Genomic DNA, 24787 nt, shown 5'->3' on the forward strand with positions numbered 1-24787 from the left:
CATATTTATCCAACGTTATTATATCCGCAAATCCTTCTGAACACAATTCTAAAATAAAAACTGCCACCGCAAAATTTCCGGTGGCAGGGGTTTTTGCATCATATTCTCAATAAATCCATATCTATCATCGTCACATCTTCCATCAAAATCCGACTTCCATCCATGAGAACAATGCTGTGCTCATAGTCGTCAAGCTTTTTTATATTTCCTGTCACGGTAACATATTCACCGCCCTCTTTGCAGTGATCCGGTATAAAGTAGGTGATACTGATTTTTGGATGCTCTTTCAAATGTTCGGAAATGAACTGTAATTTCTCATTTAAAGCCTGCCGTTCATATTCATCCAGCTCCACACGCTGATCTGTCAGTCTTGCTGTTTCTGCAATTGCAGCATCATAGCCTGTCAAAGCAGCAAATGGTGAAAACTGCGCCGCCCGGTCTTCCATGGACATCTGTGGATGTATTCTTGATACATGATGGGGAAGATGGATGATATCATCATATTCACTCACGCCTTATGCCCTCCGATCTGCTCATTTCGATTTTTGGCAGTTGCACCTTCCTGAAGACTCATTCCTTTCAGAATTGCATTTTTGCCAAATTTTTTCTTAATCGTAATTGTAGCTTCCTGTAATTTTCTTTCCCGGTCCAGTCTTAGTGCTTCCTGCTTTTCCTGCTCCTCTTCAGCCGCATAATCTGTAAATAAATCCAGCTGTTGATAGCTGTTGTTCTTCTGCTGAGCGGCTTTCTCCTCCACGATATTGTTTGCCGTAATATTCATTCTTCGGATCAGCAGATTCTTGTCCACAATACGGTCGTACAGAACAGAAGCCGCCTCTACCATCTTTTGCGTGGAAGAAGTAAAGCTTTCCAGATTCTCCGTTCCATGGGCATGTTTTGGAATCTGTCTTCCATAACGGTCCGTAACCACCTCACCTCGATATTTCTTTCTGCGTTCCGGATCTGTCAGATTTTCAATATCATAGCCAACAGTAATGACAATCTGATCAGTGACAAGACGCTTTTCAACCAGATCAAGAGAAAGAGCATCTGCCATCTCCCTTACTACAAGCTTTGCTTTTTCCGCATCATATGGACACTGCAGCACCTGACCGGAACCAAGACTGCTGCTCTCCGGCCGGTATGCCTTCACCGCTTCCACCGTACAGGGTTCCCATCCCCATGCATGGTCAATCAGAAGCTCTGCATTCTTTCCAAACAGCCGGTACAGTAACTCTTCATTCTGCTCCGAACAACGGGCTACGTCACCCATTGTATAAATGCCATAGGTTTCCAGTTTCTTTGCATATCCTCTGCCCACTCTCCAGAAGTCTGTAATCGGCCGGTGTGACCACAATTCTCTTCGGTAAGTCATTTCATCAAGAAATGCAATCCTGACTCCATTTTTATCGGAAGGAATATGCTTTGCCATGACATCCATGGCTACCTTACACAGATACAGGTTGGTTCCAATTCCTGCCGTGGCCGTAATCCCGGTTGTCTCCAGCACTTCCAAAATCATTTTCATGGCAAGATCACGAGGAGACATACGATAGGTCTGCAAATAGTCCGTCACATCCATAAATACCTCGTCTATGGAATAAACAATGATATCTTCCGGTGCAACATATTTCATATAAATCTCATAAATCCGGGTGCTGTATTCCATGTAATAGGCCATACGCGGAGGTGCAATGATAAAATCCAACTCTAGAGAGGGATCTTTTGACAATTCCGAATAAAAATGAGAAGAACCAGCGAACTCTCTGCCCCTCAGATTTCGCTTTCGGTCTGCATTGACTTCCTGGACTCTTTGCTTTACTTCAAACAGACGCGCCCGGCCGGGAATGTCGAATGATTTCAATGTAGGAGTCACTGCAAGACAAATGGTCTTATCCGTTCTGCTTTCATCCGCCACCACCAGATTCGTATCCAGCGGATCCAGTCCCCGATCCCGGCACTCCACCGAGGCATAGAATGATTTTAAGTCGATTGCAATGTAGGTGTGTTGTTTCATGACTATGCCTCCTTTCAAATTTCTTCTTTTGCCGTGAATCCAATTTCTACTTATATACTTGAACTATACCATACGGCAAACGTGATGTAAACATATGTTCTGATTTCTATCAAAACTAATCACACTATCTTACGTATTATCTTGCGTACTATCTTCCTATTTTATCCAAAATGCAATTCAACGCATGGGTCTATATAAAAATGTCTCTCCCCCAGTTCCTGTTTTTCTTCGCCAAAACAAGCTTTTATACGTGAAATGGGCCAGAAAATAGCTTCATCAGCCAAAAATCCCACCTTTTTTGAAAATGACAGGAATTTTTACAAACAAATCGGGCGTGGAGACCCACGCCCGGCTAAGGCTGTATTCATGGAGAACCACGCCCATCAAAATACAATCATTTATTTCACCCGTTTTCCATCACTTATATCCACATCATAGGGATTCGTGATTATTTCCTGTCCTTCTTCCAGGCCGCTGACGATCTCGGTTCTGCCGTCACTTTGTTCACCGGTCTCTACCGAAGTCAGTATGGCGCGGCTGCCTTTTTTCACATAGACAGCATCTCCGTCAGTATCCGGCACGATAGCAGCGGACGGTACCTGCAGTACCTGCTCTTTATGTACGGCATGGAAGGTAAGGTCTGCCTGATGTCCGGCACCGATGCGGTCGGACAGGCCATCTACGGTAAGGATTACTTTACTTCTGTTCTCCTCAATACCGAGAACGGACAGTTCTTCCGTGGATACCGGAGATAAGAAACCCCATTCAACGCATGTACAGCCACTTCTCCCTCTCCGTACCATCGCCTCACATCCGTTCCCTTCAGTATCCATTCTTCCATTATTTTCTCCTTGTGGTTAGATATGCCTAATCTATCTGCAGAGAGTATAGCACAAAAAAATAAGAGATACAATCCTGTAATCCAGGTGTATCTCTTATTTTCTTAATTAGCGTTCCGCAGTTCTCGCAAAAAAGTTTGCTAAGATTGCTCCGGATACATTGTGCCATACACTGAAGACTGCTCCCGGAATGGTTGCCAGCGGATACTGTGCAAAATGTACGGTTGCAAGAGAAGTTGCCAGTCCGGAGTTCTGCATACCGACCTCAATGGAGATTGCACGGCATTTGCTCTCATCCAGTTTCAAAACTTTTCCTACGCCATAGCCAACCGTGTAACCAAGTACATTATGAAGAATAACTACACCGATGATCAGAAGGCCGGAAGTCATGATCTTTGCGGAGTTTGCGGATACAACAGCTGCTACAATCGCTACAATCGCAGTGGTGGAGATCAGCGGAAGGATTTCTACTACTGTCTCGGTAAATTTCTTAAAGAAATGGTTGATGACAAATCCAAGCAGGATCGGTACAATCACGACTTTAATGATGGATACGAACATGCTCACTACATTCACATCTACCGTCTGTCCTGCATACAGCTTGGTCAGCAGCGGAGTCAGGAACGGAGCAAGAATCGTTGATACAGAAGTCATACCAACGGACAGTGCCACATCTCCTTTGGAAAGATAAGTCATAACGTTGGAAGAAGTTCCTCCCGGGCAGGTACCTACCAGAATGACACCGACTGCCAGTTCCGGACTCAGGTGAAACAGTTTTGTCAGTCCAAATGCCAGAAGCGGCATAATGGTAAACTGGGCAATGCAGCCGATAATCACATCCTTCGGGCGGCTGAAGACTACTTTGAAATCATCCGGCTTCAGGGTAAGTCCCATACCAAACATAACAATGCCCAGCAATGTATTGACATAGCTTGTCTTAATAAAGCTGACACTGGACGGTGCAAACAATGCAATCATTGCCATAAGAATAACAATGGCCGCCATATAACGGCTTACAAAATTAGTGATTTTTTTCAGTACGTTCATTTCTAGTCTCCTCTTTTCCTCTTTTGTATATGCATCTTCACACCATAGCGCAAATGCTTCCACAGGTATTTTTACGTTGTCCGGACAAATAAAAAAACCTTCATCTCTAATACAAGAGACAAAGGTTTAAAATCCTCTGCGGTACCACTCTTCTTGCCATGGAATCCATGACCACTCTCTACTCATCTACTAATGAGCGACAGGATAACGACTGTCAGTCGTCCGGATCTACGCGGTAACATGCTTCTCGAACCGGATGCTCAGAGGTGATTTTCGCTGAAACTGCATCACCGCATTCCACCATCCGCGGCTCTCTGTAGAATTCCTTCCAGTTACTCGTCCTCGTCATTGCGAAGTTCATATAACGCTTGTTATGGTACTCCTGTTTCTAAAGCATGTCAATAGGATTTTACAAATTTTTTTCTTTCGGATAGACACTGGTAATGGCCGTCCGCAGATGTTCATAGCAATTCTCTAGATCTTTCTTACCATTTTCGTCAAGGGGCAGCTCCAATACCCGGTCAATTCCATTCTTAGAAATAACACAGGGAAGGCTCATGGCTACTCCGGTCATACCATACTGTCCTGACAGAACAGTAGATACCGGCACTACGGATTTTTCGTTCCGGACAATACTTCCAATCAGACGACAGGCGCTTAATGCCACGCCGGAACTGGTATAACCTTTCAGTTCCACAATATCCAGTCCGATGACCTTGGTATCATGAAGAAGTTTCTCTTTATCCGGCTGTTCTTCAAGGTTAAACTGCTCTTTCAGCTGGTCAAAGGGCACACCTACAATATTTACCGTGTTCCACGGAATAAAAGAAGTAGAACCGTGCTCACCCAATACAAATCCCGTCACGTTCTTAGCGTCAACACCGCACAAATCACCCAGCATCTTATTAAAACGTGCCGTATCCAGCAAGGTTCCGGTTCCAAAAATTTTATTTGCCGGATAATTGAACTTTTTCTGTGCAATATAAGTGAGAATATCGAGTGGATTAGATACAACAATAATAATTGCCTCTCGCGTATATCGGGTAATCTGCTCCATAATATCGTTCATAACGCTGACATTTTTCTCCAGAAGCACCATCCGGTCTCTTGAATTACCTGGCTGAATACTGGGACCTGCTGTAATGACGATGATCTGTGCATCTGCACACTCTTCATAACCACCTACGCGGATGTCTGCATTAGCACTGTAGGCAAATGCGGTTGTATGGCTGGCATCCAGCACCTCTCCCAGCGCTTTCTTCTGATTACGGTTTACAACCACAATATTATCCAAAATATTCATCCGAAGCACCGAATTTAAAATCGCGCTTCCTACATTTCCAGCTCCGATAATGACCATTTTTCCATAGGATACTTTTCCCATAACAGTTTTCTCCTCTCATTCTTTTTCAGAAGTCTATCACATTTCTGAAAAGAATGCAAAAAATTCCCGGTTGTCAGATGAAATCTGATTTCCGGGAATTATATATTAGTTCATTACAACGGAATATTACCATGTTTTTTCGGAATTTCAGCTACTTGTTTGTTTTTCAGCATTTTCATAGCTGCCATAAGTCTTCTTCTCGTCTCAGACGGCTTGATGACTTCCGTTACAAAACCACGGGATGCAGCTACATACGGATTCATAAATTTTTCCTTGTATTCCTGTACCAACTGCTCTCTGGTCTCTTCTTTATTTTCTGCCTCGCTGATCGTACGTTTAAATGCAATATTAACAGCACCTTCTGCTCCCATAACCGCAATCTCTGCTCCCGGCCATGCGTAGACAACATCCGCTCCCATGTTCTTACTATTCATGGCAATGTAAGCTCCACCGTATGCTTTTCTCATGATGACAGAAATCTTCGGCACGGTTGCTTCGGAAAATGCATACAGCATTTTTGCTCCATGACGGATAATTCCCTTGTGTTCCTGGGCAGTTCCCGGCATAAAAGCAGGCACGTCCACCAGAACGACCAGAGGGATATTGTAGCAGTCACAGGTTCGAATAAAACGGGCCGCTTTATCAGAAGAATCGCAGTCCAAACTTCCTGCCAGTACCATGGGCTGATTAGCTACAATGCCGACACTCTGTCCACCAATACGGGCATGGCCAACCACAATGTTTTTTGCAAAATCTTTTTGCACTTCCATAAAGGAATCTTTGTCACAGATCCGGTCAATCACATCCAGTACATCATATGCTTTTCTGGAATTGTCCGGCACGATATCTGTCAGATCCTCACAGTGGTCATATGGCTCAATTTTATTTCTTCTTACCAGATTATTTAAATTATACAGCAGAGATTTTTTTGCCGAAGTATCTTCTTTGTCTTTGATCATCTTCGGTTTTTCAAGATAACTGGATGGCAGGTAAGAAAGAAGTTTCCGGATGCCTGCAAAACAGGTCTCCTCATCTTTGTAGGTAAAATGAGTCACACCGCTCTTTGTTGCATGAACAGCAGCCCCGCCCAGTTCCTCTACAGTGCAGGTCTCATTTACAACAGTTTTTACTACCTGCGGGCCGGTAATAAACATCTTGCCGATATCTTCTACCATGAAAATATAATCACAGATCGCCGGAGAATAGCATGCTCCGCCTGAGCAGGGGCCTACGATTACGGCAATCTGCGGAATGACGCCGGATGCTTTGGTATTTCTCAGGAAAATATTCGCATAACCGCTCAGAGAATCAATTCCCTCCTCAATACGTGCTCCGCCGCTGTCGTTAATCATGATGATCGGAGCTTTCATATCATACGCCATATCCTGAATACGGGCAATTTTCATAGAGTGGTACTCACCCAGGGAACCGCCGATAACCGTAAAGTCTTCAGAAGATACAAATACAGTCTTACCGCCGATCTCACCGTAACCAGTCACAACGCCATCACCCGGCACTCTTTTCTTGTCCAGTCCAAAATCATCAATTCGGGATTCAATAAAGTTATCTACTTCCACAAAAGTGCCCGGATCAAAGAGCATTTCAATTCGCTCTCTGGCGGTCAGTTTGCCGCTCTTATGCTGCTTCTCAATACGATCCTGTCCGCCTGCCTGCAGGATACGTTTCCTTCTCTTGTCCAGGGCACTGAGTCTTTCCTTCCACATATGTTATACACCTCTTATATTTCTTAGTCTATATTATTTTGACTCTCAAAGTATATAACATTCGATATTATTTGTCAATATATTTTGACTTTCAAACTATATTGTATTTGTAAGTGTCCATTTATTCTAATTCCTGCGTAATGCTTCAATCGGGCTCAAATGTGCCGCTTTTCTTGCAGGATAAATTCCGAAGAAGATACCAACGGTGCAGGAAAATACAGTCGCTCCAATGACAGCTCCTGCACTGACTGCAGGCCCAAAGCTGACCATAGGCAGTGCGCAGACGGCATAGGCCCCTGCAATTCCAATTACAATTCCAATCATGCCGCCAATGCCGGTAATAATGGCGGACTCTGCCAGAAATTGCAGCAGGATTGATTTCGTCCGGGCTCCCAATGCTTTTCGGATTCCGATCTCCCGTGTCCGCTCGGTAACGGATACCAGCATAATATTCATAACGCCAATGCCGCCGACCAACAGAGAAATAGCCGCCACCAGCATAATGAAAATGGTAATCATATCGAGTACCTGCATAATAGATGCCATCTGGCTTTCAAAATCCTCTGTCAGAAACGCATCCTGTCCTGTCATTCCATGGCGGGCATTTAGCAGATTGACACCCTTTTCTGCAAGCTCAGCCGTCGCAGATGTATTCTCAGAGAATAGATATACCGAATCAAAGTCCTGGTTTTCTGCCCAGTAGGAATCCGATGTAAGCGGCACTGTTATACCAAGATAATCGCCATACCCTTCATTTACAAAAGTTCCATCCAGTGCTTTTTTCACGCCTACAATCCGGACATCCTTAATGGAACTTCCATCATCCATTTCAAACGTAAGCCCCACCACATCAGCAGTCCCAAACATCCGAATAGCATCTTTTTCTGATAGAACCGCCACATCCAATCCACTGTCGTAATCATCCCAGGTAAACCAGTGTCCATAAAGCATGGTTGGATTCGTGGAATACTCGTAATCCGGGTCCGTATAATCGACTACTGCTTCGAAATTTCCTTTTCCGGTCTTAACGCTGTTCACTATGGAGCCTGCCATGGAACTGACTCCTTTTACACCCGGAAGTTTTCTTAATGCATCCCTGTCTTCTGCCGTCACCGTCGGTATTTCACCATCCAGATTGGAATTGGCATAAATATATATCTGTCCTCCTGCCACAGAAGTGAGCTCATTCTCCATCTCGGATTTTGCTCCGTTTCCGATGGACATAATCAGAATAACAGAAGAGACACCAATAATAATGCCGAGCATGGTCAGGAACGACCGGCCCTTGTTCATTTTAATATTGGACAATGCCATTTTTATGTATTCGAAAAGCTGTCCCATGCTTTATTCCTCCACAGGCGTAACCTGCATTCCTTCCTCAATTCCGGCATCCACGCTTAATACCACCTGTTCGGTTCCGTCAAGACCTTCTTTCACCTCCGTTGCCTCTGCGGAGGAAAGTCCGGTTGTGATGATTCGTTTTTCAATCATCCCATTTTCATTAACGATATAAACAAAGCTTCCGTCTTTTCCAATGTTGACTGCCTCGATGGGAACCGTTACCACATTTTCTGCCTTATTTCCCTGGATCGTTACTTTCCCGTCCACGCCCAGATATAGATCCTGATCCGGATTGTCAATGTGGATCTCCGCCGTCACAAGAGCAGCGCCTTTTTCATTCTTTGTCGCAGAACGGCTGATGCGGGTAACGGTTCCCTCATACGGTTTACCAACAATCGTAATTGCTGCTTTCTGTCCTTCTTTTACCTTCTCCAGATCACTCTTATTGAGTGACACCTTCACGCAGACATTTTCTGTACTTTCCACGGTGAGTAATTCTCCGTTTTCTTCCACTGTTCCGCCATTCACAGCCTTCACATCCGTGACAACACCATTAAATTCTGCTTTCAGTCCATCTTTCATCTGCGCTACTGCATCCGTCACCTGGGAAGCCTTTAATGCTGCCAGATCTTTGGTTGCCTCGATCTGTTTCTTTCCGCTGGCCGTGAGCATGGAATCCTCCGTGGAGTTCTTGATCCCTTTCTGCTCAGACAGATTGCTCTGGAAATCAGCCAGCTCTTCTTCTTTTACCATCAATGTGTTATTTGCCTGGTCAATCTTATTCTGATACTCTTCCACATCATTTTCATGGCCTTCGTTCTGGGCTTCTCGCAAGAAACATCCCATATCCGTAATGTACTGCTTCAGTGCATGGACTTCTGCTTTCCAATCCTCCACCTGCTGCTCCAGAATCTCCACATCATGGCTGGAACGGCTGTATTCGGAAGCATCTTTGTTGCTCTTACCTACCGTGTTCTCATAGGTATATTTTGCTTCATCATTCTGAAGCTCTGCTTCCTTCTGTCTTTCCTCCAGATCCTGTGCATCATAGACCAGCATCACATCTCCTGCTGCCACTGCATCTCCCGCCTGCACCTTACACTCGGATATCTTCGCTCCCACCGGTGAAAAATACGTCTTTGACTCCTCCGTGGTCACGGTACCGCTGGCATCTACACTCTGCTCAATATTTCCTACCTGTGCAGAGCGGACCGACACCATGGGAAGCGCTGCAGGAGTAAGCATTCTGCTCACTGCAAATCCCACAATAACAACGGCTGCCACACCGGCGATGATCCGTTTCTTCCGTTTCTTTTTCTGCTCCGGCGTCAGCGTCTTCTTCTGTACTGTAAGTTCCGTCGTATTCTTTTCTTTTTTCGCCTTAGACTTCTTTAAAATCATCTTCATGTCCTCCCTTTGCCTCTTCATTATAAAAATCAGCTTCTACTTTTCCGTCTTTGATCCGGATTACCCGGTGTACCTGCGCTGCGATCTCATCATCATGGGTGATAAGAATCACTGTTCTTCCGTCTTTGTGAAGATCTTTTAAAATGTTCATAATTTCCTGGGTCGACCGGGAGTCGAGATTTCCCGTCGGTTCGTCTGCCAGGATTACCGGAGGTTTTGCCGCGATGGCCCTTGCAATGGCTACCCTCTGCTGCTGTCCTCCTGACATCTCGCTGGGCTTATGATCCATTCGCTGGGCAAGTCCTACCATTTTCAGGGATTCCTGAGCCAGTGCCTCCCGCTCTTTCTTGCCTACTCCCCGGTAAATCAACGGCAATTCCACATTTTCCTGCGCCGTCAGGTTGGGAATCAGATTAAATCCCTGAAAAATAAAACCAATCTCCACATTCCGGATATCCGACAATTCGTCATCTGACATATGAGAGACATCCTTTCCATTCAAATAATAGGATCCGGAAGTCGGTATATCCAAACATCCCAGCATGTTCATCAAAGTTGATTTTCCAGAGCCAGAATGACCGATGATTCCCACGAACTCTCCCTGATCTATGGTGAGACTCACGTGATCCAGTGCACGCACCTCATTTTCACCAGGATTATAAATTTTACACATATCCCGTACTTCTACAAGTGGTTTCAAAATAGAGAACACTCCTCTCTTTGATTAACAATCAGAATTTATAAAGCTTTTATACCTTACCATAAATTTTTTCAAATATGTGGGATTTCGGAGAATCTTTAGAAATGTTAAGAATATCAAAGGAATTTTAGTCTTTCTGAAAAAAAGAGCTGTCCGGAATTCGGACAGCTCTTTTATAAAACTTGGAATTAGATTCCAGCCTGCTCCAGCAGTGCCGGGATCTTGGACTCCCAACCAAGGGCCATAATATGTACACCCTGGCAGTAGGGCTTACACTCTTTAATAATACGTGCAGCAATCTCAACACCAGTGATACCTGCTTTGGTCTTTTCTTTATCTGCTTTCAGTTCCTCGATCATCTCATCCGGAACATGAATACCGGCAACGTTGTTGTTCATGAATTTTGCCATTCCGGCAGATTTCGGAATAATGATACCAACCTGTACCGGTTTTCCGAACTGTTTTGCTTTCTCCATGAACTTAATAAATTTCTCCGGCTCAAAAACAGCCTGGGTCTGGAAGTAATCAGCACCTGCAGCCACTTTTCTCTCCATCTTTGCAAGCTGTGCATCAACGGAATCACTGCACGGAGATACAACCGCACCTTTAGAGAATTTCGGCGGCTCACCTACCAGCTGATTTCCACCAAGATCTACGCCTGACTCCAGCAGTTTCACTGTGTGAAGAAGGGATACGGAATCAAGGTCAAATACCGGTTTTGCCTGGGGATGATCACCCATCTTTGTATGATCGCCGGTCAGGCAGAGAATATTCTCAATACCGAACATAGCAGCGCTTAAGAGATCTGACTCCAGAGCGATACGGTTTCTGTCCCGGCATGCCAGCTGGAAGATCGGATCCATTCCTGCATCTTTTAAGACCTTGCACATTGCAAGAGAACCAAGACGCATAACAGAAGACTGATTATCTGTTACGTTTACGGCATGAACACCTTTCAGATATGTTTTTGCTTCCTCTACCAGTTCCTCTACATGGATTCCTTTAGGCGGTCCTACTTCAGCAGAAACTACGAATTCACCACGGTCAAATAATTCTTTCATTTTCATTCTATTATTGCTCCAATCCTTTTATTTTACCTCATCGTCTGTTGCGAAGTTATGAATCTGTGTCGGGCATTTCAGCGCGTCAAGCCGTCCGATTTCTTTCAGACGTCTGTAAATACGCTCCCAGCCGCACTCCATATCACTGTCTACTTCACATTTTCCATTCTTGGAACCACCGCACTGTCCGTTCACAAGGCTCTTGGAACATGCCGTGATCGGGCAGATTCCGCCTGTCAGGTTCAGATAGCACTCACCGCACTGGTCACATTTGTACTCCAGCGGAGTCACACCCTGGAAGCCAGGTACCGGATATGTATCGCAAGCTGCACAGACTTTTTTGTCAGCCAGATATTCTGCCACGGTCTGTACACCCACACCACAGGAGAATACTAACACCAAATCTGCTTCCTGAATCTTGCTCATATGTTTTTTAAGACGTAATTCCATGTTTTCCGGGTTACAGATATAATCCGTTGTCATGATTCCTGTCACATTTCCTTCAGCGGCAAGTTCCTTCTGAAGTTCAACAGCTTCTTTTTCCGGAAAACGAACTTCTTTGCATCCATGACAGTTGATGATGAACACCTTTTTTCCAGCTGTCAGGGAAGTGATCGTTTCTTTTGCTTTTAACTGGGTAATCAACATATTACTTCATCCCCCTTACTGCACCTTTTCCGGCTTTGATACTGTTGATGATCGGAATCTTGGAAGAACAGATATACTGACAGCATCTGCACTCTACGCAATCCATGACGTTCATGTCTTTCATTCCCTGCCAGTTCTCTTCTTTTGCATATTTCACAAAATACAGCGGAGAAAGTTCCATCGGACAGACATCGACACAGCGTCCGCACTTAATACACGGCTGCTCTTTTGTCTCATCCGGTTCAATGGCAATAATACCGTTGGAGCCTTTCATCATCGGTACGTCCAGTGTATTCAGCGGGAATCCCATCATCGGTCCGCCCATCTTGACCAGTACGTCATCGTCAGTGAATCCCCCACAATAATCGATCAGGTCTTTTACGCTGGTGCCGATCTTGATAATAAAATTGCCCGGGTTCTTGATCTTCTCGCCTGTTATCGTTGTAACACGCTCGATCAGAGGCATGCCTTTCTGGATCGCATCGGAAATTGCCTTTACAGTACTGATATTATCTACGATAACACCAACATCTGCCGGAAGACCGCCGCTTGGAACCTTTCGTCCCATCACGCGCTTGATCAGAGTCTTCTCAGCACCCTGCGGGTATTTGGTTCTTGCAACGAAGACTTCCATGTTGCCGATGTTGGCAATTTTTTCCTGCAGCAGTTCGATGGCATCCGGTTTGTTATCCTCAATGACAATGATACCTTTCTCAGCACCGGTTGTCTTCAGGATTGCTTTCAGACCAAAAATAATGTCATCTGCAAACTCAAGGAGAACTTTGTGGTCTGCTGTTAAATATGGCTCACATTCACATCCATTGAGAAGAATGGTATCAACTGGTTTGGCGGGTTTCAGTTTGACACAGGTCGGGAAACCTGCACCACCCATACCAACGATTCCTGCTTCTTTGACAATCTCAATGATCTCATCCGGAGTCAGGCTGTTAAGATCACCATGGGGCTGTACAGACTCATGCAGTGTGTCTTTTCCATCGGACTCAATGACAACAGCCATTACTTCGCTGCCTCTTGTTCCATGCATACGCGGTTCCACTGCAACAACGGTTCCGCTTACGCTGGAATGAACCGGAGCGCTGATAAATCCTGCTGCTTCACCGATTTTCTGACCAACTTTGACTGTATCGCCCACCTGAACGATCGGATTGGCCGGAGCGCCCAGATGCTGTGACATGGAGATCACCAGTGTCTTTGGCTCCGGGAATTTCTTCAGTGCAATATGCTCACTGAATTCCTTATGCTCTGACGGATGAACGCCGCCATAGTATCCATTCAGCCTGTCGTCTCTGATCGACTTCACATACTCGTTGATCACTTTGAAATTTACTTTGGAGAAATCGCGAACCTGCACCGGCTGGTTCAAAAATTCTTCGAGCCGCCCCTGTTTCGCCAGTCTTTGATAAATTTTCTCCCATGCGCAGTCCTTATTAGGATCGACTTCGCATTTTCCATTCTTTGCGCCGCCGCACTGTCCATTGACAAGACTCTTTGAACAGTCGACGATCGGACAGACGCCTCCGGTAATATTCAGATAGCACTGTGCGCATGCATCACAGCTCTTCTTAGTAAGAGCCATACCGTGATGTCCTCTGTAGTTCAGTGTATTACTTGCAGCAATCACTGGCTTTCCTGCCAGGTCTGCAACCGTCTGAATACCAAGACCACAGGAAATGACTGCCACGTGCTCTGTTCCTTCCGGAATCAGATCCTGTAATTTTCTTTCTGTGTGCATCTTGTTGCACAGGAAATCAACTTTTGCACTGCCCGTAACGGTTTTGCCCTGCTCAGCAGCGATCTTCAGGAACTCATCGCAATCCGGCTCATCAACAGTGTCAAATTCTTTGAAACACTTGTTGCAGGCAATCACAAACAGATTGTCCTTTCCCTCCAGGACGGATGCGAGCTCATCACTGCTTTTCAGCTTGTACTTTGTATAATTTTCCAATTGCTCACCTTCCTTATGATGATTTTATTTATTAAATGTATCATAAAATGAACTTTTTATCCAGCTTTAATAATAAAAATCATAAATTATTTTTATAAGTAAAAAACCGGTCTGCATAAATCTCCCCTGCAAACCGGTTAAACCAGTACTATTATTTGGTTTTTACAATTTCCACCAGATAATTCCACATTCTCTGCACAGAAGAAATGCTCATATGTTCTTCTGTGGTATGAATTTCATAAATATTTGGTCCGATGGAAACACAGTCCAGATTCGGAATCTTCGTGGAAAGAATACCACATTCCAGTCCTGCATGAATCACTTCTACTGTCGGGATTTTTCCAAACATTTCTTCGTAAATTCTCATCATTTTTGCGCGAAGTGGGGAGTCCTTCTGATACTCCCATGCCGGATATTCGCCGTTCCGCTCAATGGAAGCCCCCTCTTCCTCCGCAATAGTAGTAATCTCTTGAATCAGTTTTTCCTTCTCATCTCCAACAGAACTTCTGACTGTATACTGGAGATTCAGCAAGGAATCCTCACAGGTCATGATTCCTACATTAAGAGACGTCTGTACCAGCGTCGGAATATCCGGGTTCATGCGAACCACACCATTTGGAATTCTTATGAGCAGTGCTCTTACTTTAGCAGCGCTTTCTGCGGTCATAGCCGCCGCTGTTTCTTCTCCCTCAACGGTCAGTGTCACCGTCACCCCTGCATCTGTCTCTTTGCAGTTCTCGCGGAATACTTTTCCTTTGGCAGCTGCCACTTTCTCTGCCTCTGCTGCTGCCTCACGGGATGCAAATACCAGTTGTGCCTCTGCTTCACGGGTAATGGCATTATCCTTCAGTCCGCCTGCCAGTGTTACCAGATGATACGGAACCTTCTCTGCCAACGCTGTGAGCACCTGACCAAGCAGCTGATTGGCATTGGCACGGCCTTTATTGATCTCGGTGCCGGAATGTCCTCCCTTCAGACCATCTACTTTCAGCGTTGCAAAGATACCGGTTACAGTTTCTCTTTTAAGTGGCAGATTTACCTGCATATGGCATCCGCCTGCACAGCCTGCCAACAGCACACCCTCACCCTCAGAATCCAGATTTATCATGGTATGTCCTCTGAGCACGGACGGATCCAGTGCAGATGCACCTTCCATTCCCACTTCCTCGCTGGTGGTAAAGATCACTTCCAGACGGGGATGAGGAATACTTTCATCGTCAAGAAGTGCCAGTGCATAGGCAACAGCAATTCCGTCATCTCCGCCAAGGGTCGTTCCCTCTGCATAGACATTGTCGCCGTCAATGGCCAATTTCAGACCGTCCTTTTCAAAATCAATGCTGCAGCCTGGTTTCTTCTCGCACACCATATCCAGATGTCCCTGTAAAATAATGGGTTCTGCATCCTCATATCCTTCCGATGCTTCTTTCACCATCATAATATTCCAGGCCTGATCCTGCCAGACTTCAAGCCCGTGTGCTTTTGCAAATGCCACGCAGTAATCACTGGCTGCCTTTTCATGATAAGATCCTCTTGGGATATTGCTCAGTTCCTCAAAATATTTCCATACGCCTGCCGGCTCTAATCCTGTTAAAACTGCCATCGTATCTCTCCTTTTCTCTCGTACATTCATCACTCGCCAGAGTTACCCATCCCGGCTCACATGCGCCTATTATAGCAAGAAACCAGACAAAACTCAATCTCTTTCTGCCTTCATCAGTTCGTGAAGTTTCCGAAATGCATCCTGAATGCCACCTGCCTCATCAATCAGTCCTTCCCTGACTGCCTGTTCGCCTACCAGAATACTTCCTACGTCCTTGGTCAATTCCCCGGTCTCAAGCATCAGCTCTGTAAGCCGTTCTTTTCGTATCTGACTGTGAGACACCACAAAACTTACAATCCGTTCCTGAATCCGTTTAAAATAATCAAACGTCTGCGACACGCCAATAATCAGTCCGGTCATACGGACCGGATGAATCATCATCGTTCCGGTCGGAACAATAAAGGAATAATCTGCAGACACCGCCAGTGGAACACCGATGGAATGACTGCCGCCAAGCACCAGGGATACCACCGGTTTGCTTAAAGATGCAATCATTTCCGCAATGGCAAGTCCGCTCTCCACATCCCCGCCCACGGTATTGATAAGCACAAGAAGTCCATGTACATCGTTATCTTCTTCTGCAGCTGCAAGCAGAGGAATCACATGCTCATATTTCGTTGTTTTACTGTTGTTTCCCAGATTCTCATGCCCCTCTACTTCCCCGATGATCGTCAGGATTCGGATGTGGGATGCTTGCTTTAATCCCTCCGGCTGTCCGTATTTCTCCAATTTGTCTTCATTTTCTGACATAAAAAAACCAGCCTTTCCACCATACTTTTCTTCTTCCAAGTATGGCTGAAAAACCGGCATTTTATGCACACTGTCTCAGTTCATATAGCGGGATTTCAGTTCCATCACCATATCCTGATATCTGTTACAGCACTCTTCGTATTTTTCATCCTCAATCTCATGGATACAAGGCATCAGATATCTGTCATAAAGATCCTGATAAAGTTCTTTTCTGTTGTCACAGCGATCCATTCTTTTTACAATCGTAGGCGCAATATCATAGTATTCATCAACCATCTCTTTTCGCTCTGGATCACTCTCCATATACTGGTCTCTGTAATCTTTCAGAAGACGCAGTTCATAACAGTCTGCTTCTTTTCCAAGACTTTCACAGATTGCTGTCGTCACATAGCAAAGTTTCCGTTTGAATCCGCCTGCAATATCCTCATAAGATGCCTTGCCCAGATTAACACTGAACATTTCATTCCATGCAGCAAGCAGCTGATCGGCAAATGGCTCGGAAAAATCAGACGGATATTTTCGTACCGCCGGAACCAGATAAATAGATATCATAAAATTGTAATCCATCTGCTTCTGGGTTTTATGACCCTTAAATTTCAGTTTTCCCAGCTCTTCATTTGCTGTTCCGGTCATCCAGCTGACCATTTCCTGAATTTTATCCTCCGGATTATCTGTGCTTCCGCAGAGCTTATCCATAGCTTCAAACACACTGCTGTTCGCTCCGTAAAACTCCTCAAACTGACCTGTATAAAGGTTTTTCTTAAAGTTCATCATCGGTTTGTCACAGGTACGGATCAGACTGCGCAGACCATTCTCTGCACATTCTGCGTATTTTACATATTCCGCTTCTGCAAGCGGTTCTCTGATGGTTTTCTTTTCGCCGAGCGCATCTGCCACACGAATCTCCTCACCGCAGAACATACAGATAATCTGCTCTCTGTCCTCCGGTACCTGAATCTTCTCATGACATTTCGGACATGTACCTTCTTTAAACATCATAGTTACTCATCCCAGTTATGGTAAACAGCCTGAACATCATCATCTTCATCAAGAAGATCCAGTGTACGGTTCAGGTATTTAATATCGTTCTCATCGCTGAGAGATACATAATTCTGCGGAATCATGGTAATCTCTGCCTCAGCCATCGGAACTCCCTCTTTCTCCAATGCCTCACGGACTGCAGAGAAATCATCCGGATTTGTCAGGATCTCAAAGCTGTCCTCCTCTTCGAAGAAATCCTCGGCCCCTGCGTCCAGAGCCATCATCATCAGGTCATCAGCGTCCATATCGCACTCTTCGCGGTCAATGATAATCTGTCCCTTCTGGTCGAACATGTAGGATACACATCCGCTGGTTCCCAGGCTTCCGTTTCCTTTGGTAAATGCGTTACGCACATTGGAAGCGGTACGGTTCTTATTATCAGTCAGAGCCTCTACAATAATAGCGATTCCGCTCGGACCATATCCTTCATATGTAACATGCTCATAGTTTACAGCATTGGCATCACCGGCTGCACGTTTAATACCACGGTCAATCGTATCGTTCGGCATGTTGTTAGCTTTTGCTTTTGCGATGACATCTCTTAAACGGCTGTTGTTATTCGGATCCGGACCGCCCTCTTTTACTGCAACTGCAAGTTCTCTTCCGATAATGGTAAAGATCTTACCTTTTGCTGCATCATTTTTCTCTTTCTTATGTTTAATATTTGCGAACTTGGAATGTCCTGACATAAACAAAATCTCCTTTTCTCGTCTTTCGTTCTTCAACGGTCATAATTGACCGCCATCTATGCATGCTATCTATCTTATCACGCAAAATCAATGTTTGCAAGCCTATGTATCCAATTCCAGGCTGATTTTCAATGCAATATCTATTTTTTTCTGAATCCGATCGTCCAGATGACAGACTTTATCCTTCAGTCTTTTCTTATCAATCGTGCGAAGCTGCTCCAGCAATATGACGGAATCCTTCACCATATTAGACGTGGAGGCATTCAGTTCCACATGTGTAGGAAGTTTCGCTTTATTCATTCTGGAAGTAATAGCAGCACAGATTACGGTAGGACTGTGCCGGTTTCCGATGTCATTCTGGATAATCAGCACAGGCCGGACGCCGCCCTGCTCTGAACCGATCACCGGACTTAAATCCGCATAATAGACATCTCCGCGTCTGATCATCAACTGTTTCACTCCGATCTGTTCTTGTTTTATCAGTCAGAGTATTTCCGGATGATTACTCATTTATTCCATTTTCTGAAAAATAATCCTGGGTTGCAATGATCTTTCCGTCTTTCCAGAAACGTCTGGGAACACGTTTGCCGATATCGCAGGCCAGCTCATAATGGAAGCGACCGGATTTTTCCGCCAGTTCCTCCATTGTAATTTCATAACCACCGTCTGATCCGATCAAAGTCACCATATCCCCCTCTTTGACATTCGGAATCTCGGTTACATCCACCATAAACTGATCCATGCAGATTCTGCCGAGGATTGGAGCCTCGCATCCACGAATCAGCACACGGCCTTTTCCTGAGAGAGAACGAGGGTAGCCATCACCATACCCCACGGGAATTGTTGCAACTTTCATCGGATGCTCCACCACAAAAGTTCCTCCATAACTGATCTGGCTTCCCGGCTGAAGTTCCTTAATATAGACAATATGGCTCTTCAGACTCATAACCGGAACAATGGGAGCTGCCAGCTTATTCACTTCCTCTGACGGATACATTCCATAGATGGAGATACCCGCACGCACCAGATCCATATTAGCCTCCGGCATGTCATAGATACCGGCACTGTTGGAGCAATGGTGAATAGCAATCGGCACCTCCCGGTCTTTCAGCATCTGTGAAAATGCCTGGTATCTTTCAAACTGCAGATTTGCCCACTGTTTATCTTTCTCATCTGCCCTTGCAAAATGAGTGAACAGTCCTTCCATCTCCACATTCGGGAGTTTACTGATCGCTTTTACGACATCCGCACTCTCTGCTGTATCCGAAAATCCGATTCTGGACATTCCTGTGTCCACTTTAATATGGAAATATACTTTTTTCTGCTGGCGGACTGCTTCTTCGGAAAGCTGGCGCGCCATAGACAGTTTGAAGACCGCAGGCCGAATATCATAACGCACTACGTCTTCATACGCATCCGGGAATACAAATCCCAGAATCAGGATGGGTTTTTCGATTCCTGCCTTTCTTAGCAGCACCGCTTCTTCAATAGTCGCCACCGCAAAACCCCAGATATACGGATATTCCTGAACCATATGCGCAATAGGAATTGCTCCATGTCCGTATCCATCCGTCTTGACTACCGCGATCATCTTCGTCTCCGGAGCCAGACGATCTTTCATACTTTTAAAATTATATGCAACTGCATTCAGATTAATCTCAGCACAGATTCTTAAATAATGTTTCATGACTCTTCTCCTTTTCTCATAGCCTGGGGCAGATATTCGATCAAATGTCTGGCCAGTAATCCATAGGTTCCTTCTCTTTCAGCTGCCAGATCACCGGCGCGTCCGTGAAGCCATACGCCAAGTCTTGCTGCATCTTCTGCATCCATCCTCTGGCCCAGAAGTCCTGCAATAATACCGGTAAGAACGTCTCCGCTTCCTGCCGTGGACATTCCGTTATTTCCCGTTGTGTTCACTGTCACTCTGTCAGGATCACCGATCGCAGACGGGGCATCTTTCAGAACACAGATACAATGATAAGCCTTGGCAAATGCCTGCGCCTGTCCGGGAATATTTTCTGATATTTCTTTCATTGTAAGACCGGTCAGCCGCGAAAATTCTCCCACATGAGGAGTCACAATCAGCGGTCCTTCATGCTGTTCCAGAAGTTCCATACGTTCTGCCAGAAGATTCAGTCCATCCGCATCCACGACCATCGGATGATTCCACTTCTTCATCACCTGCTCAAGCAGTACTGCAGAATTATCGCTTTTTCCAAGTCCCGGACCAATTGCCACCGTATCTGCCCAGGAAAAAGCTTCTGTCAGCTGCTCAAGCATGGAGTCTCTGTCTTCATACGTCGTCATGATCGCTTCCGGAAGAAGCGTCTGTAAAATGATACGGTTCGCTTCCGGCGTGAAAATTCGTACCATACCGGCTCCAGTACGAAGTGCAGCATATCCGCAGAGATATGCTGCTCCTGCCATATTTTTACTGCCTGCAATACACAGGACCTTTCCATAAATTCCTTTGTGTGAACGCGCTGTCCGCTTCGGCAGCATATCCAGCATTATTTTTTCTTCCATCTTTTCTGTTTTCCCGTAAAAAAGGGGCTTCTGCGAAGGTTTGTCCGTTCGCATTGGCCCCTTTGTCATTTCATATACCTGTCAGTTATTCCGCTTCTTCCGGACGCTCATAACTGGTGATCCGATAGGAAAGCTGCATCAGACTGTCTACCAGATGTACGTTCTCCACTACCACATCCTTCGGAACGTCCAGATCCAGATGTGCAAAATTCCACAGAGCCTTGATTCCGCAGGCTGCCAGTCTGGTTGCCGCTTCCTGTACCTTACTCTTCGGCAGAGTCAGTACCGCAATCTCAATCTGCTCTTCTTCCACAAACTCTTCCAATTCGTCCATCATCAGAACCGGAATTCCTCTGATTGAGGTACCCGCCAGTTCCGGGCGGATATCAAAAATTGCCTTCGTGATAAATCCATTCTTGCTGAAATCATAGTTTGCAAGTGCATGTCCGAAGTTACCTCCACCAATGATAATCATTGGATGAGTCGTATTCACTCCAAGAATCTTGCCGATCTCATCATAAAGATACTGTACATTATATCCATATCCCTGCTGTCCAAATCCACCAAAATTATTTAAGTCCTGACGTATCTGGGAAGCTGTTACCTGCATTTTATTACTTAATTCTCCGGAGGAGATACGTTCTACTCCGTTATTCAGCATCTCACCGAGATATCTATAGTATCGCGGAAGTCTTTTTATAACCGCTTTTGATATGCGTCTTTCTTCCATAAAACGCCTCCAATCATATACTTTATATATTATAAAACGCTGTTTATTTTTTGTCAAACTTTTCTGTCAGTTATTCTGACAGTTCTTCCCATTTTTCATATAATTCTTCCAGTTCCGTCTGGATGGCATCTTTTTCTTTGGAAAGCTTCGTCACTTCCGCCACATTGGTGAAAACTTCTTTCTTCTCCAGTTCCGCATCAATCTCTTTATCGCGGTTCTCCAGCTCTTCAATGCGGCTTTCTACTTTCTTCAGCTCATTTTGTTTCTTACGAAGCTGTGCCTGCTGTTCTTTCTGCTGCTTCCAGTCCAGCTTGGAATCTGTGTCTGCGGTTGTCTCTGCTGCCGAAACCGTCTCCGTGGGAGCCGCAGTGAAATTTACCATGGTCTCTTTCTTTTCCAGATAATAATCGTAGTTTCCAATATAGTTGGTCAGTCCCTGATTTTCCAGATCGAGAATCCGGGTCGCTACTGTATTGATGAAATAACGGTCGTGGGAGACGAACAGCACCGTTCCGGTATAATGGTTCAGCGCATCCTCCAGTACTTCTTTCGAAACGATATCCAGATGGTTGGTGGGCTCGTCGAGGATCAGGAAGTTTGCCTCGGAAAGCATGAGCTTCGCCAGAGAAACACGGCCACGCTCGCCACCGCTTAAATCTTTAATCCGTTTAAATACATCATCCCCTGTAAAAAGGAAGGCAGCCAGTACGTTACGGATTTTTGTATTGGTCAATGTCGGATAGGCATCCGAAAGTTCTTCAAATACCGTCTTTTCCATATGAAGCACATGGTGCTCCTGATCGTAATAACCAATCTGCACCCGGGAACCCAGATGCACTTCTCCTGCATCCGCCGGAATTACCTGATTCAAAATCTTCAGGATCGTGGTCTTTCCCGTACCATTGCTTCCGATGAGCGCCACTCTCTCACCGCGCTTGATTTCAAAATCAAGATCCGTGAACAACGTCTGGGGCGGAAATGCCTTGGACAGTCCCAATACTGTAAGTACGTCATTACCGCTTACCACCCGCGGCTCCAGTTCAATATGCATATCTGCCTTTACTTCAGAAGGCTTGTCCAGCACATCCAGCTTGTCCAGCATTTTCTCACGGCTTTCGGCACGCTTGATGGATTTCTCGCGGTTGAAGGATTTCAGTTTGGCAATAACTTCCTCCTGATGTTTGATTTCCCGCTGCTGGTTTAAGTACGCCTGCATCTGTGCTTCCCGGAGCATGGCTTTTTTCTGGGCATAATCGGAATAATTGCCCATGAAGGTGGTCACCTGTCCCTGATCAATCTCGATAACTTTGGTCACAACTCTGTTGAGAAAATACCGGTCATGGGAGACAATGAGTACGGCTCCCTGATAATTCATAAGGAACGTCTCCAGCCAGGTGATAGAACCCATATCCAGGTGGTTGGTGGGCTCATCCAACATAATAATATCCGGTTTGGAGAGCAGCAGTTTACCCAGTGAAACACGGGTCTTCTGTCCACCGGACAGGGTATCCACATGCTTGGAAAAATCTTCTTCCGTAAATCCGAGGCCCTTTAATACACCCGTAATCTCACTTTTCCAGGCATATCCGTTCTTCTGCTCAAACTCATGGCTCAGTCTTGCATACTGGTCCATCAGCTCCTGCAGTTCGGCACCCTCTGCCTGTTTCATGGAAAGCTCCATGCTGCGGATCCGAGCTTCCAGATCGAGCACATCCTGCTTCACCGTCAGAAGCTCATCAAAAATCGTGTTTCCACTCTGCATCTCCTGATGCTGAGCAAGATATCCGATGGTGGCACCTTTGTTGATCACCGTCTGCCCGTCATCTGCCGCCATCTCCCCTATGATAATTTTTAAAAGCGTAGACTTTCCGGCACCGTTGATACCAACGATCGCCGCTTTCTCCCGCTCTTCAATATGAAAAGAAGCATTTTTGAGGACTTCGTTGTCCCCGAATGCTTTGCATATATTCTGACATGCTAAAATCATTTTTGTAAATCTCCGTTTCTATAAATCCTGCGGACGGCTAAAATCCATCAAATATATTCAATTGGCAGAGCAACAAGATTTTCTCTCAAATACGTTTTTTTGTCAACCAGGCACATAATGACGCCCAATCCTCTTGTCTTTCCTTCCACTTTATCTAAAACAAGATTTGCCGCTCCCATATTTGCTTTGGGATTTCCTGACATTTTAATTTCAATAGGATATAACACCCCGTCTTCTTCTATCACAAGGTCTATTTCATTTTCTCCTGATGCATTCTTATCTTTTCCCCTGTAATAAAAAATATTGAATCGATAATCTTTTCCCTCATTAGTATAGGATTTCAAAATTTCCGATACCACGAACGTTTCAAACATATTTCCAGCAACAGCAGAACATTTTAAAGCATCCGCTGTCAGCCACCTGGTAAGATAACAGGCCAGTCCCGTATCCCGGAAATATATTTTTGGTGCTTTAATGGCCCGTTTCAACGCACTTGCGCTGTATGGCTGTAATAAATAAATAATCCCTGTTTTTTCCAGAATCGAAACCCAGTTCTTTATGGTAGGCTCACTTACCCCTGTTTCACTTGCCAGGTTTGTATAATTAAGAATTTCTCCAGTCCGTGCCGCAATTGCGGTCAGAAATTTCGTAAAGGTAATACTATCTGCTGAAATCAGCTCATTAATATCCCTCTCCAGATACGTGGAAACATAAGAAGAATAATATTCCTGCCAGTCTCTCTCCACATCGTAAAGTTCCGGATAGGAACCTTTATGAATGATATTCCAGAGATCACGATAAAGTTTTATTTCTTTTTCCCGCTCTTTTATATAAAAATCTGTAGGGATAAAATGCCGGTTAAACTGTACCCCATAGATCTCTCTCATGGACAGTCCTGACAATTCAGAAATTGCCACTCTTCCTGCCAGAGATTCACTCATTCCTTTCATCAGTTCCAGTTTCTGCGACCCGGATAAAATGAACAAGCCGCGTTCATCAGAGTCGTCTACGATTTTCTTAATCTCTTCTAATATCTCATTTTCCTTTTGGACTTCATCGATAAAAAGCGGACAGGGATTGTTTAAAAAGAAAAGCTTCGGCTCTTCTCTTGCCTGCAGCCTCGTCAGCTTGTCATCAAAATTCGCCCTGTTGTATTCTGTAAACTCATGTTTGATAAGTGTTGATTTTCCAACCTGTCTTGCCCCAATAATCAGGGAACATTTGCTGGATGCAACTCTCTTCTTCAGTACGGATGTAATTGCTCTTTCAATATAAGCCATAGAACACCTCCGACAAATCTAAAATACAAGTTTATTATAGTCGTGAA

The 24787-nt window shown here is 45.0% G+C and carries 22 protein-coding genes and 1 other annotated feature; all 22 genes read right to left on the reverse strand.

Translation table 11 applies throughout. The features are described from left to right. Positions 1–98: 98 nt before the first annotated feature. The 22 genes from LKD36_RS08020 to LKD36_RS08125 all read right to left on the reverse strand — a co-directional run bounded on the left by LKD36_RS08020 (position 99) and on the right by LKD36_RS08125 (position 24740). A complete protein-coding gene (locus LKD36_RS08020; RefSeq protein WP_331465195.1) occupies positions 99–512 on the reverse strand; it encodes a hypothetical protein in 414 nt (137 codons plus the stop codon). Further along, entirely contained in the window at positions 509–2017 is a 1509-nt protein-coding gene (locus tag LKD36_RS08025; protein ID WP_308459277.1) for a Y-family DNA polymerase, read from the reverse strand. The genes LKD36_RS08020 and LKD36_RS08025 overlap by 4 nt, the downstream gene beginning before the upstream one ends. Positions 2018–2415: 398 nt before the next feature. Further along, positions 2416–2850: an efflux RND transporter periplasmic adaptor subunit gene (locus LKD36_RS08030; RefSeq protein WP_308459278.1), complete on the reverse strand. Its 435-nt coding sequence runs from the start codon at positions 2848–2850 to the stop codon at positions 2416–2418. A 114-nt stretch (positions 2851–2964) separates the two neighbouring features. Further along, the gene (locus LKD36_RS08035) at positions 2965–3903 is read right to left on the reverse strand and encodes a bile acid:sodium symporter family protein (protein WP_118769987.1); all 939 of its coding nucleotides are present in this window, start codon (positions 3901–3903) and stop codon (positions 2965–2967) included. Between the two features lie 111 nt (positions 3904–4014). After that, positions 4015–4261 (reverse strand) — a binding site (T-box leader). A 51-nt stretch (positions 4262–4312) separates the two neighbouring features. Beyond that, entirely contained in the window at positions 4313–5287 is a 975-nt protein-coding gene (locus LKD36_RS08040; protein ID WP_308459279.1) for an L-lactate dehydrogenase, read from the reverse strand. 113 nt (positions 5288–5400) lie between these two features. Continuing rightward, positions 5401–7011 carry an acyl-CoA carboxylase subunit beta gene (locus LKD36_RS08045; RefSeq protein ID WP_308459280.1) on the reverse strand — a complete coding sequence of 537 codons (1611 nt, stop codon included), beginning with the start codon at positions 7009–7011 and terminating at the stop codon, positions 5401–5403. 126 nt (positions 7012–7137) lie between these two features. Beyond that, a complete protein-coding gene (locus tag LKD36_RS08050; RefSeq protein ID WP_118769984.1) occupies positions 7138–8352 on the reverse strand; it encodes an ABC transporter permease in 1215 nt (404 codons plus the stop codon). Positions 8353–8355: 3 nt separating this feature from the next. Then, positions 8356–9753 carry an efflux RND transporter periplasmic adaptor subunit gene (locus LKD36_RS08055; protein WP_308459281.1) on the reverse strand — a complete coding sequence of 466 codons (1398 nt, stop codon included), beginning with the start codon at positions 9751–9753 and terminating at the stop codon, positions 8356–8358. Next, complete coding sequence (locus tag LKD36_RS08060; RefSeq protein WP_308459282.1) at positions 9734–10459, reverse strand: ABC transporter ATP-binding protein; 726 nt, start codon at positions 10457–10459, stop codon at positions 9734–9736. The genes LKD36_RS08055 and LKD36_RS08060 overlap by 20 nt, the downstream gene beginning before the upstream one ends. A 188-nt stretch (positions 10460–10647) precedes the next feature. Next, complete coding sequence (locus LKD36_RS08065) at positions 10648–11526, reverse strand: methylenetetrahydrofolate reductase (RefSeq protein ID WP_118769981.1); 879 nt, start codon at positions 11524–11526, stop codon at positions 10648–10650. Positions 11527–11547: 21 nt separating this feature from the next. Then, entirely contained in the window at positions 11548–12168 is a 621-nt protein-coding gene (locus LKD36_RS08070; RefSeq protein WP_308459283.1) for a methylenetetrahydrofolate reductase C-terminal domain-containing protein, read from the reverse strand. A gap of 1 nt (position 12169) precedes the next feature. After that, positions 12170–14134 (reverse strand): electron transport complex subunit RsxC, encoded by a 1965-nt coding sequence (gene rsxC, locus LKD36_RS08075; RefSeq protein ID WP_308459284.1) that lies wholly within the window; start codon positions 14132–14134, stop codon positions 12170–12172. 151 nt (positions 14135–14285) lie between these two features. Next, complete coding sequence (locus LKD36_RS08080; RefSeq protein ID WP_308459285.1) at positions 14286–15734, reverse strand: aminoacyl-histidine dipeptidase; 1449 nt, start codon at positions 15732–15734, stop codon at positions 14286–14288. Positions 15735–15827: 93 nt separating this feature from the next. Then, complete coding sequence (locus tag LKD36_RS08085; protein WP_118770106.1) at positions 15828–16484, reverse strand: ClpP family protease; 657 nt, start codon at positions 16482–16484, stop codon at positions 15828–15830. Between the two features lie 75 nt (positions 16485–16559). Further along, positions 16560–17483: a CFI-box-CTERM domain-containing protein gene (locus LKD36_RS08090; protein WP_308459286.1), complete on the reverse strand. Its 924-nt coding sequence runs from the start codon at positions 17481–17483 to the stop codon at positions 16560–16562. 2 nt (positions 17484–17485) lie between these two features. Next, positions 17486–18214, reverse strand: coding sequence for a YebC/PmpR family DNA-binding transcriptional regulator (locus tag LKD36_RS08095; protein WP_308459287.1), 729 nt, complete (start codon positions 18212–18214; stop codon positions 17486–17488). Between the two features lie 102 nt (positions 18215–18316). Continuing rightward, positions 18317–18664 (reverse strand): type II toxin-antitoxin system PemK/MazF family toxin, encoded by a 348-nt coding sequence (locus LKD36_RS08100; protein ID WP_118769975.1) that lies wholly within the window; start codon positions 18662–18664, stop codon positions 18317–18319. Positions 18665–18716: 52 nt separating this feature from the next. Continuing rightward, entirely contained in the window at positions 18717–19901 is a 1185-nt protein-coding gene (alr, locus tag LKD36_RS08105) for an alanine racemase (RefSeq protein WP_308459288.1), read from the reverse strand. Beyond that, on the reverse strand, positions 19898–20743 hold the full coding sequence (locus tag LKD36_RS08110; RefSeq protein ID WP_308459289.1) for an NAD(P)H-hydrate dehydratase: 846 nt from the start codon (positions 20741–20743) through the stop codon (positions 19898–19900). The genes alr and LKD36_RS08110 overlap by 4 nt, the downstream gene beginning before the upstream one ends. 85 nt (positions 20744–20828) lie before the next feature. Continuing rightward, entirely contained in the window at positions 20829–21473 is a 645-nt protein-coding gene (locus tag LKD36_RS08115; RefSeq protein WP_118769972.1) for a redox-sensing transcriptional repressor Rex, read from the reverse strand. Positions 21474–21543: 70 nt separating this feature from the next. Then, entirely contained in the window at positions 21544–23460 is a 1917-nt protein-coding gene (locus tag LKD36_RS08120) for an ABC-F family ATP-binding cassette domain-containing protein (protein WP_308459290.1), read from the reverse strand. A 47-nt stretch (positions 23461–23507) separates the two neighbouring features. Beyond that, entirely contained in the window at positions 23508–24740 is a 1233-nt protein-coding gene (locus LKD36_RS08125; protein ID WP_308459291.1) for an ATP-binding protein, read from the reverse strand. Positions 24741–24787 lie beyond the last annotated feature (47 nt).

Origin of the sequence: Hominiventricola filiformis (genome assembly GCF_020686965.1) — a bacterium.
Classification (GTDB): Bacteria; Bacillota; Clostridia; order Lachnospirales; family Lachnospiraceae; genus Hominiventricola; species Hominiventricola filiformis.

What these genes read in the sequence shown, in the direction of transcription:
- LKD36_RS08125 (WP_308459291.1), bottom strand. Translation starts at nt 24,740, where the DNA reads ATGGCTTATATTGAAAGAGCAATTACATCCGTACTGAAGAAGAGAGTT.
- LKD36_RS08080 (WP_308459285.1), bottom strand. Translation starts at nt 15,734, where the DNA reads ATGGCAGTTTTAACAGGATTAGAGCCGGCAGGCGTATGGAAATATTTT.
- LKD36_RS08090 (WP_308459286.1), bottom strand. Translation starts at nt 17,483, where the DNA reads ATGATGTTTAAAGAAGGTACATGTCCGAAATGTCATGAGAAGATTCAG.
- LKD36_RS08030 (WP_308459278.1), bottom strand. Translation starts at nt 2,850, where the DNA reads ATGGATACTGAAGGGAACGGATGTGAGGCGATGGTACGGAGAGGGAGA.
- LKD36_RS08055 (WP_308459281.1), bottom strand. Translation starts at nt 9,753, where the DNA reads ATGATTTTAAAGAAGTCTAAGGCGAAAAAAGAAAAGAATACGACGGAA.
- LKD36_RS08095 (WP_308459287.1), bottom strand. Translation starts at nt 18,214, where the DNA reads ATGTCAGGACATTCCAAGTTCGCAAATATTAAACATAAGAAAGAGAAA.
- alr (WP_308459288.1), bottom strand. Translation starts at nt 19,901, where the DNA reads ATGAAACATTATTTAAGAATCTGTGCTGAGATTAATCTGAATGCAGTT.
- LKD36_RS08120 (WP_308459290.1), bottom strand. Translation starts at nt 23,460, where the DNA reads ATGATTTTAGCATGTCAGAATATATGCAAAGCATTCGGGGACAACGAA.
- LKD36_RS08115 (WP_118769972.1), bottom strand. Translation starts at nt 21,473, where the DNA reads ATGGAAGAAAGACGCATATCAAAAGCGGTTATAAAAAGACTTCCGCGA.
- LKD36_RS08110 (WP_308459289.1), bottom strand. Translation starts at nt 20,743, where the DNA reads ATGGAAGAAAAAATAATGCTGGATATGCTGCCGAAGCGGACAGCGCGT.
- LKD36_RS08065 (WP_118769981.1), bottom strand. Translation starts at nt 11,526, where the DNA reads ATGAAAATGAAAGAATTATTTGACCGTGGTGAATTCGTAGTTTCTGCT.
- LKD36_RS08070 (WP_308459283.1), bottom strand. Translation starts at nt 12,168, where the DNA reads ATGTTGATTACCCAGTTAAAAGCAAAAGAAACGATCACTTCCCTGACA.
- LKD36_RS08050 (WP_118769984.1), bottom strand. Translation starts at nt 8,352, where the DNA reads ATGGGACAGCTTTTCGAATACATAAAAATGGCATTGTCCAATATTAAA.
- LKD36_RS08045 (WP_308459280.1), bottom strand. Translation starts at nt 7,011, where the DNA reads ATGTGGAAGGAAAGACTCAGTGCCCTGGACAAGAGAAGGAAACGTATC.
- LKD36_RS08085 (WP_118770106.1), bottom strand. Translation starts at nt 16,484, where the DNA reads ATGTCAGAAAATGAAGACAAATTGGAGAAATACGGACAGCCGGAGGGA.
- LKD36_RS08040 (WP_308459279.1), bottom strand. Translation starts at nt 5,287, where the DNA reads ATGGGAAAAGTATCCTATGGAAAAATGGTCATTATCGGAGCTGGAAAT.
- LKD36_RS08035 (WP_118769987.1), bottom strand. Translation starts at nt 3,903, where the DNA reads ATGAACGTACTGAAAAAAATCACTAATTTTGTAAGCCGTTATATGGCG.
- LKD36_RS08025 (WP_308459277.1), bottom strand. Translation starts at nt 2,017, where the DNA reads ATGAAACAACACACCTACATTGCAATCGACTTAAAATCATTCTATGCC.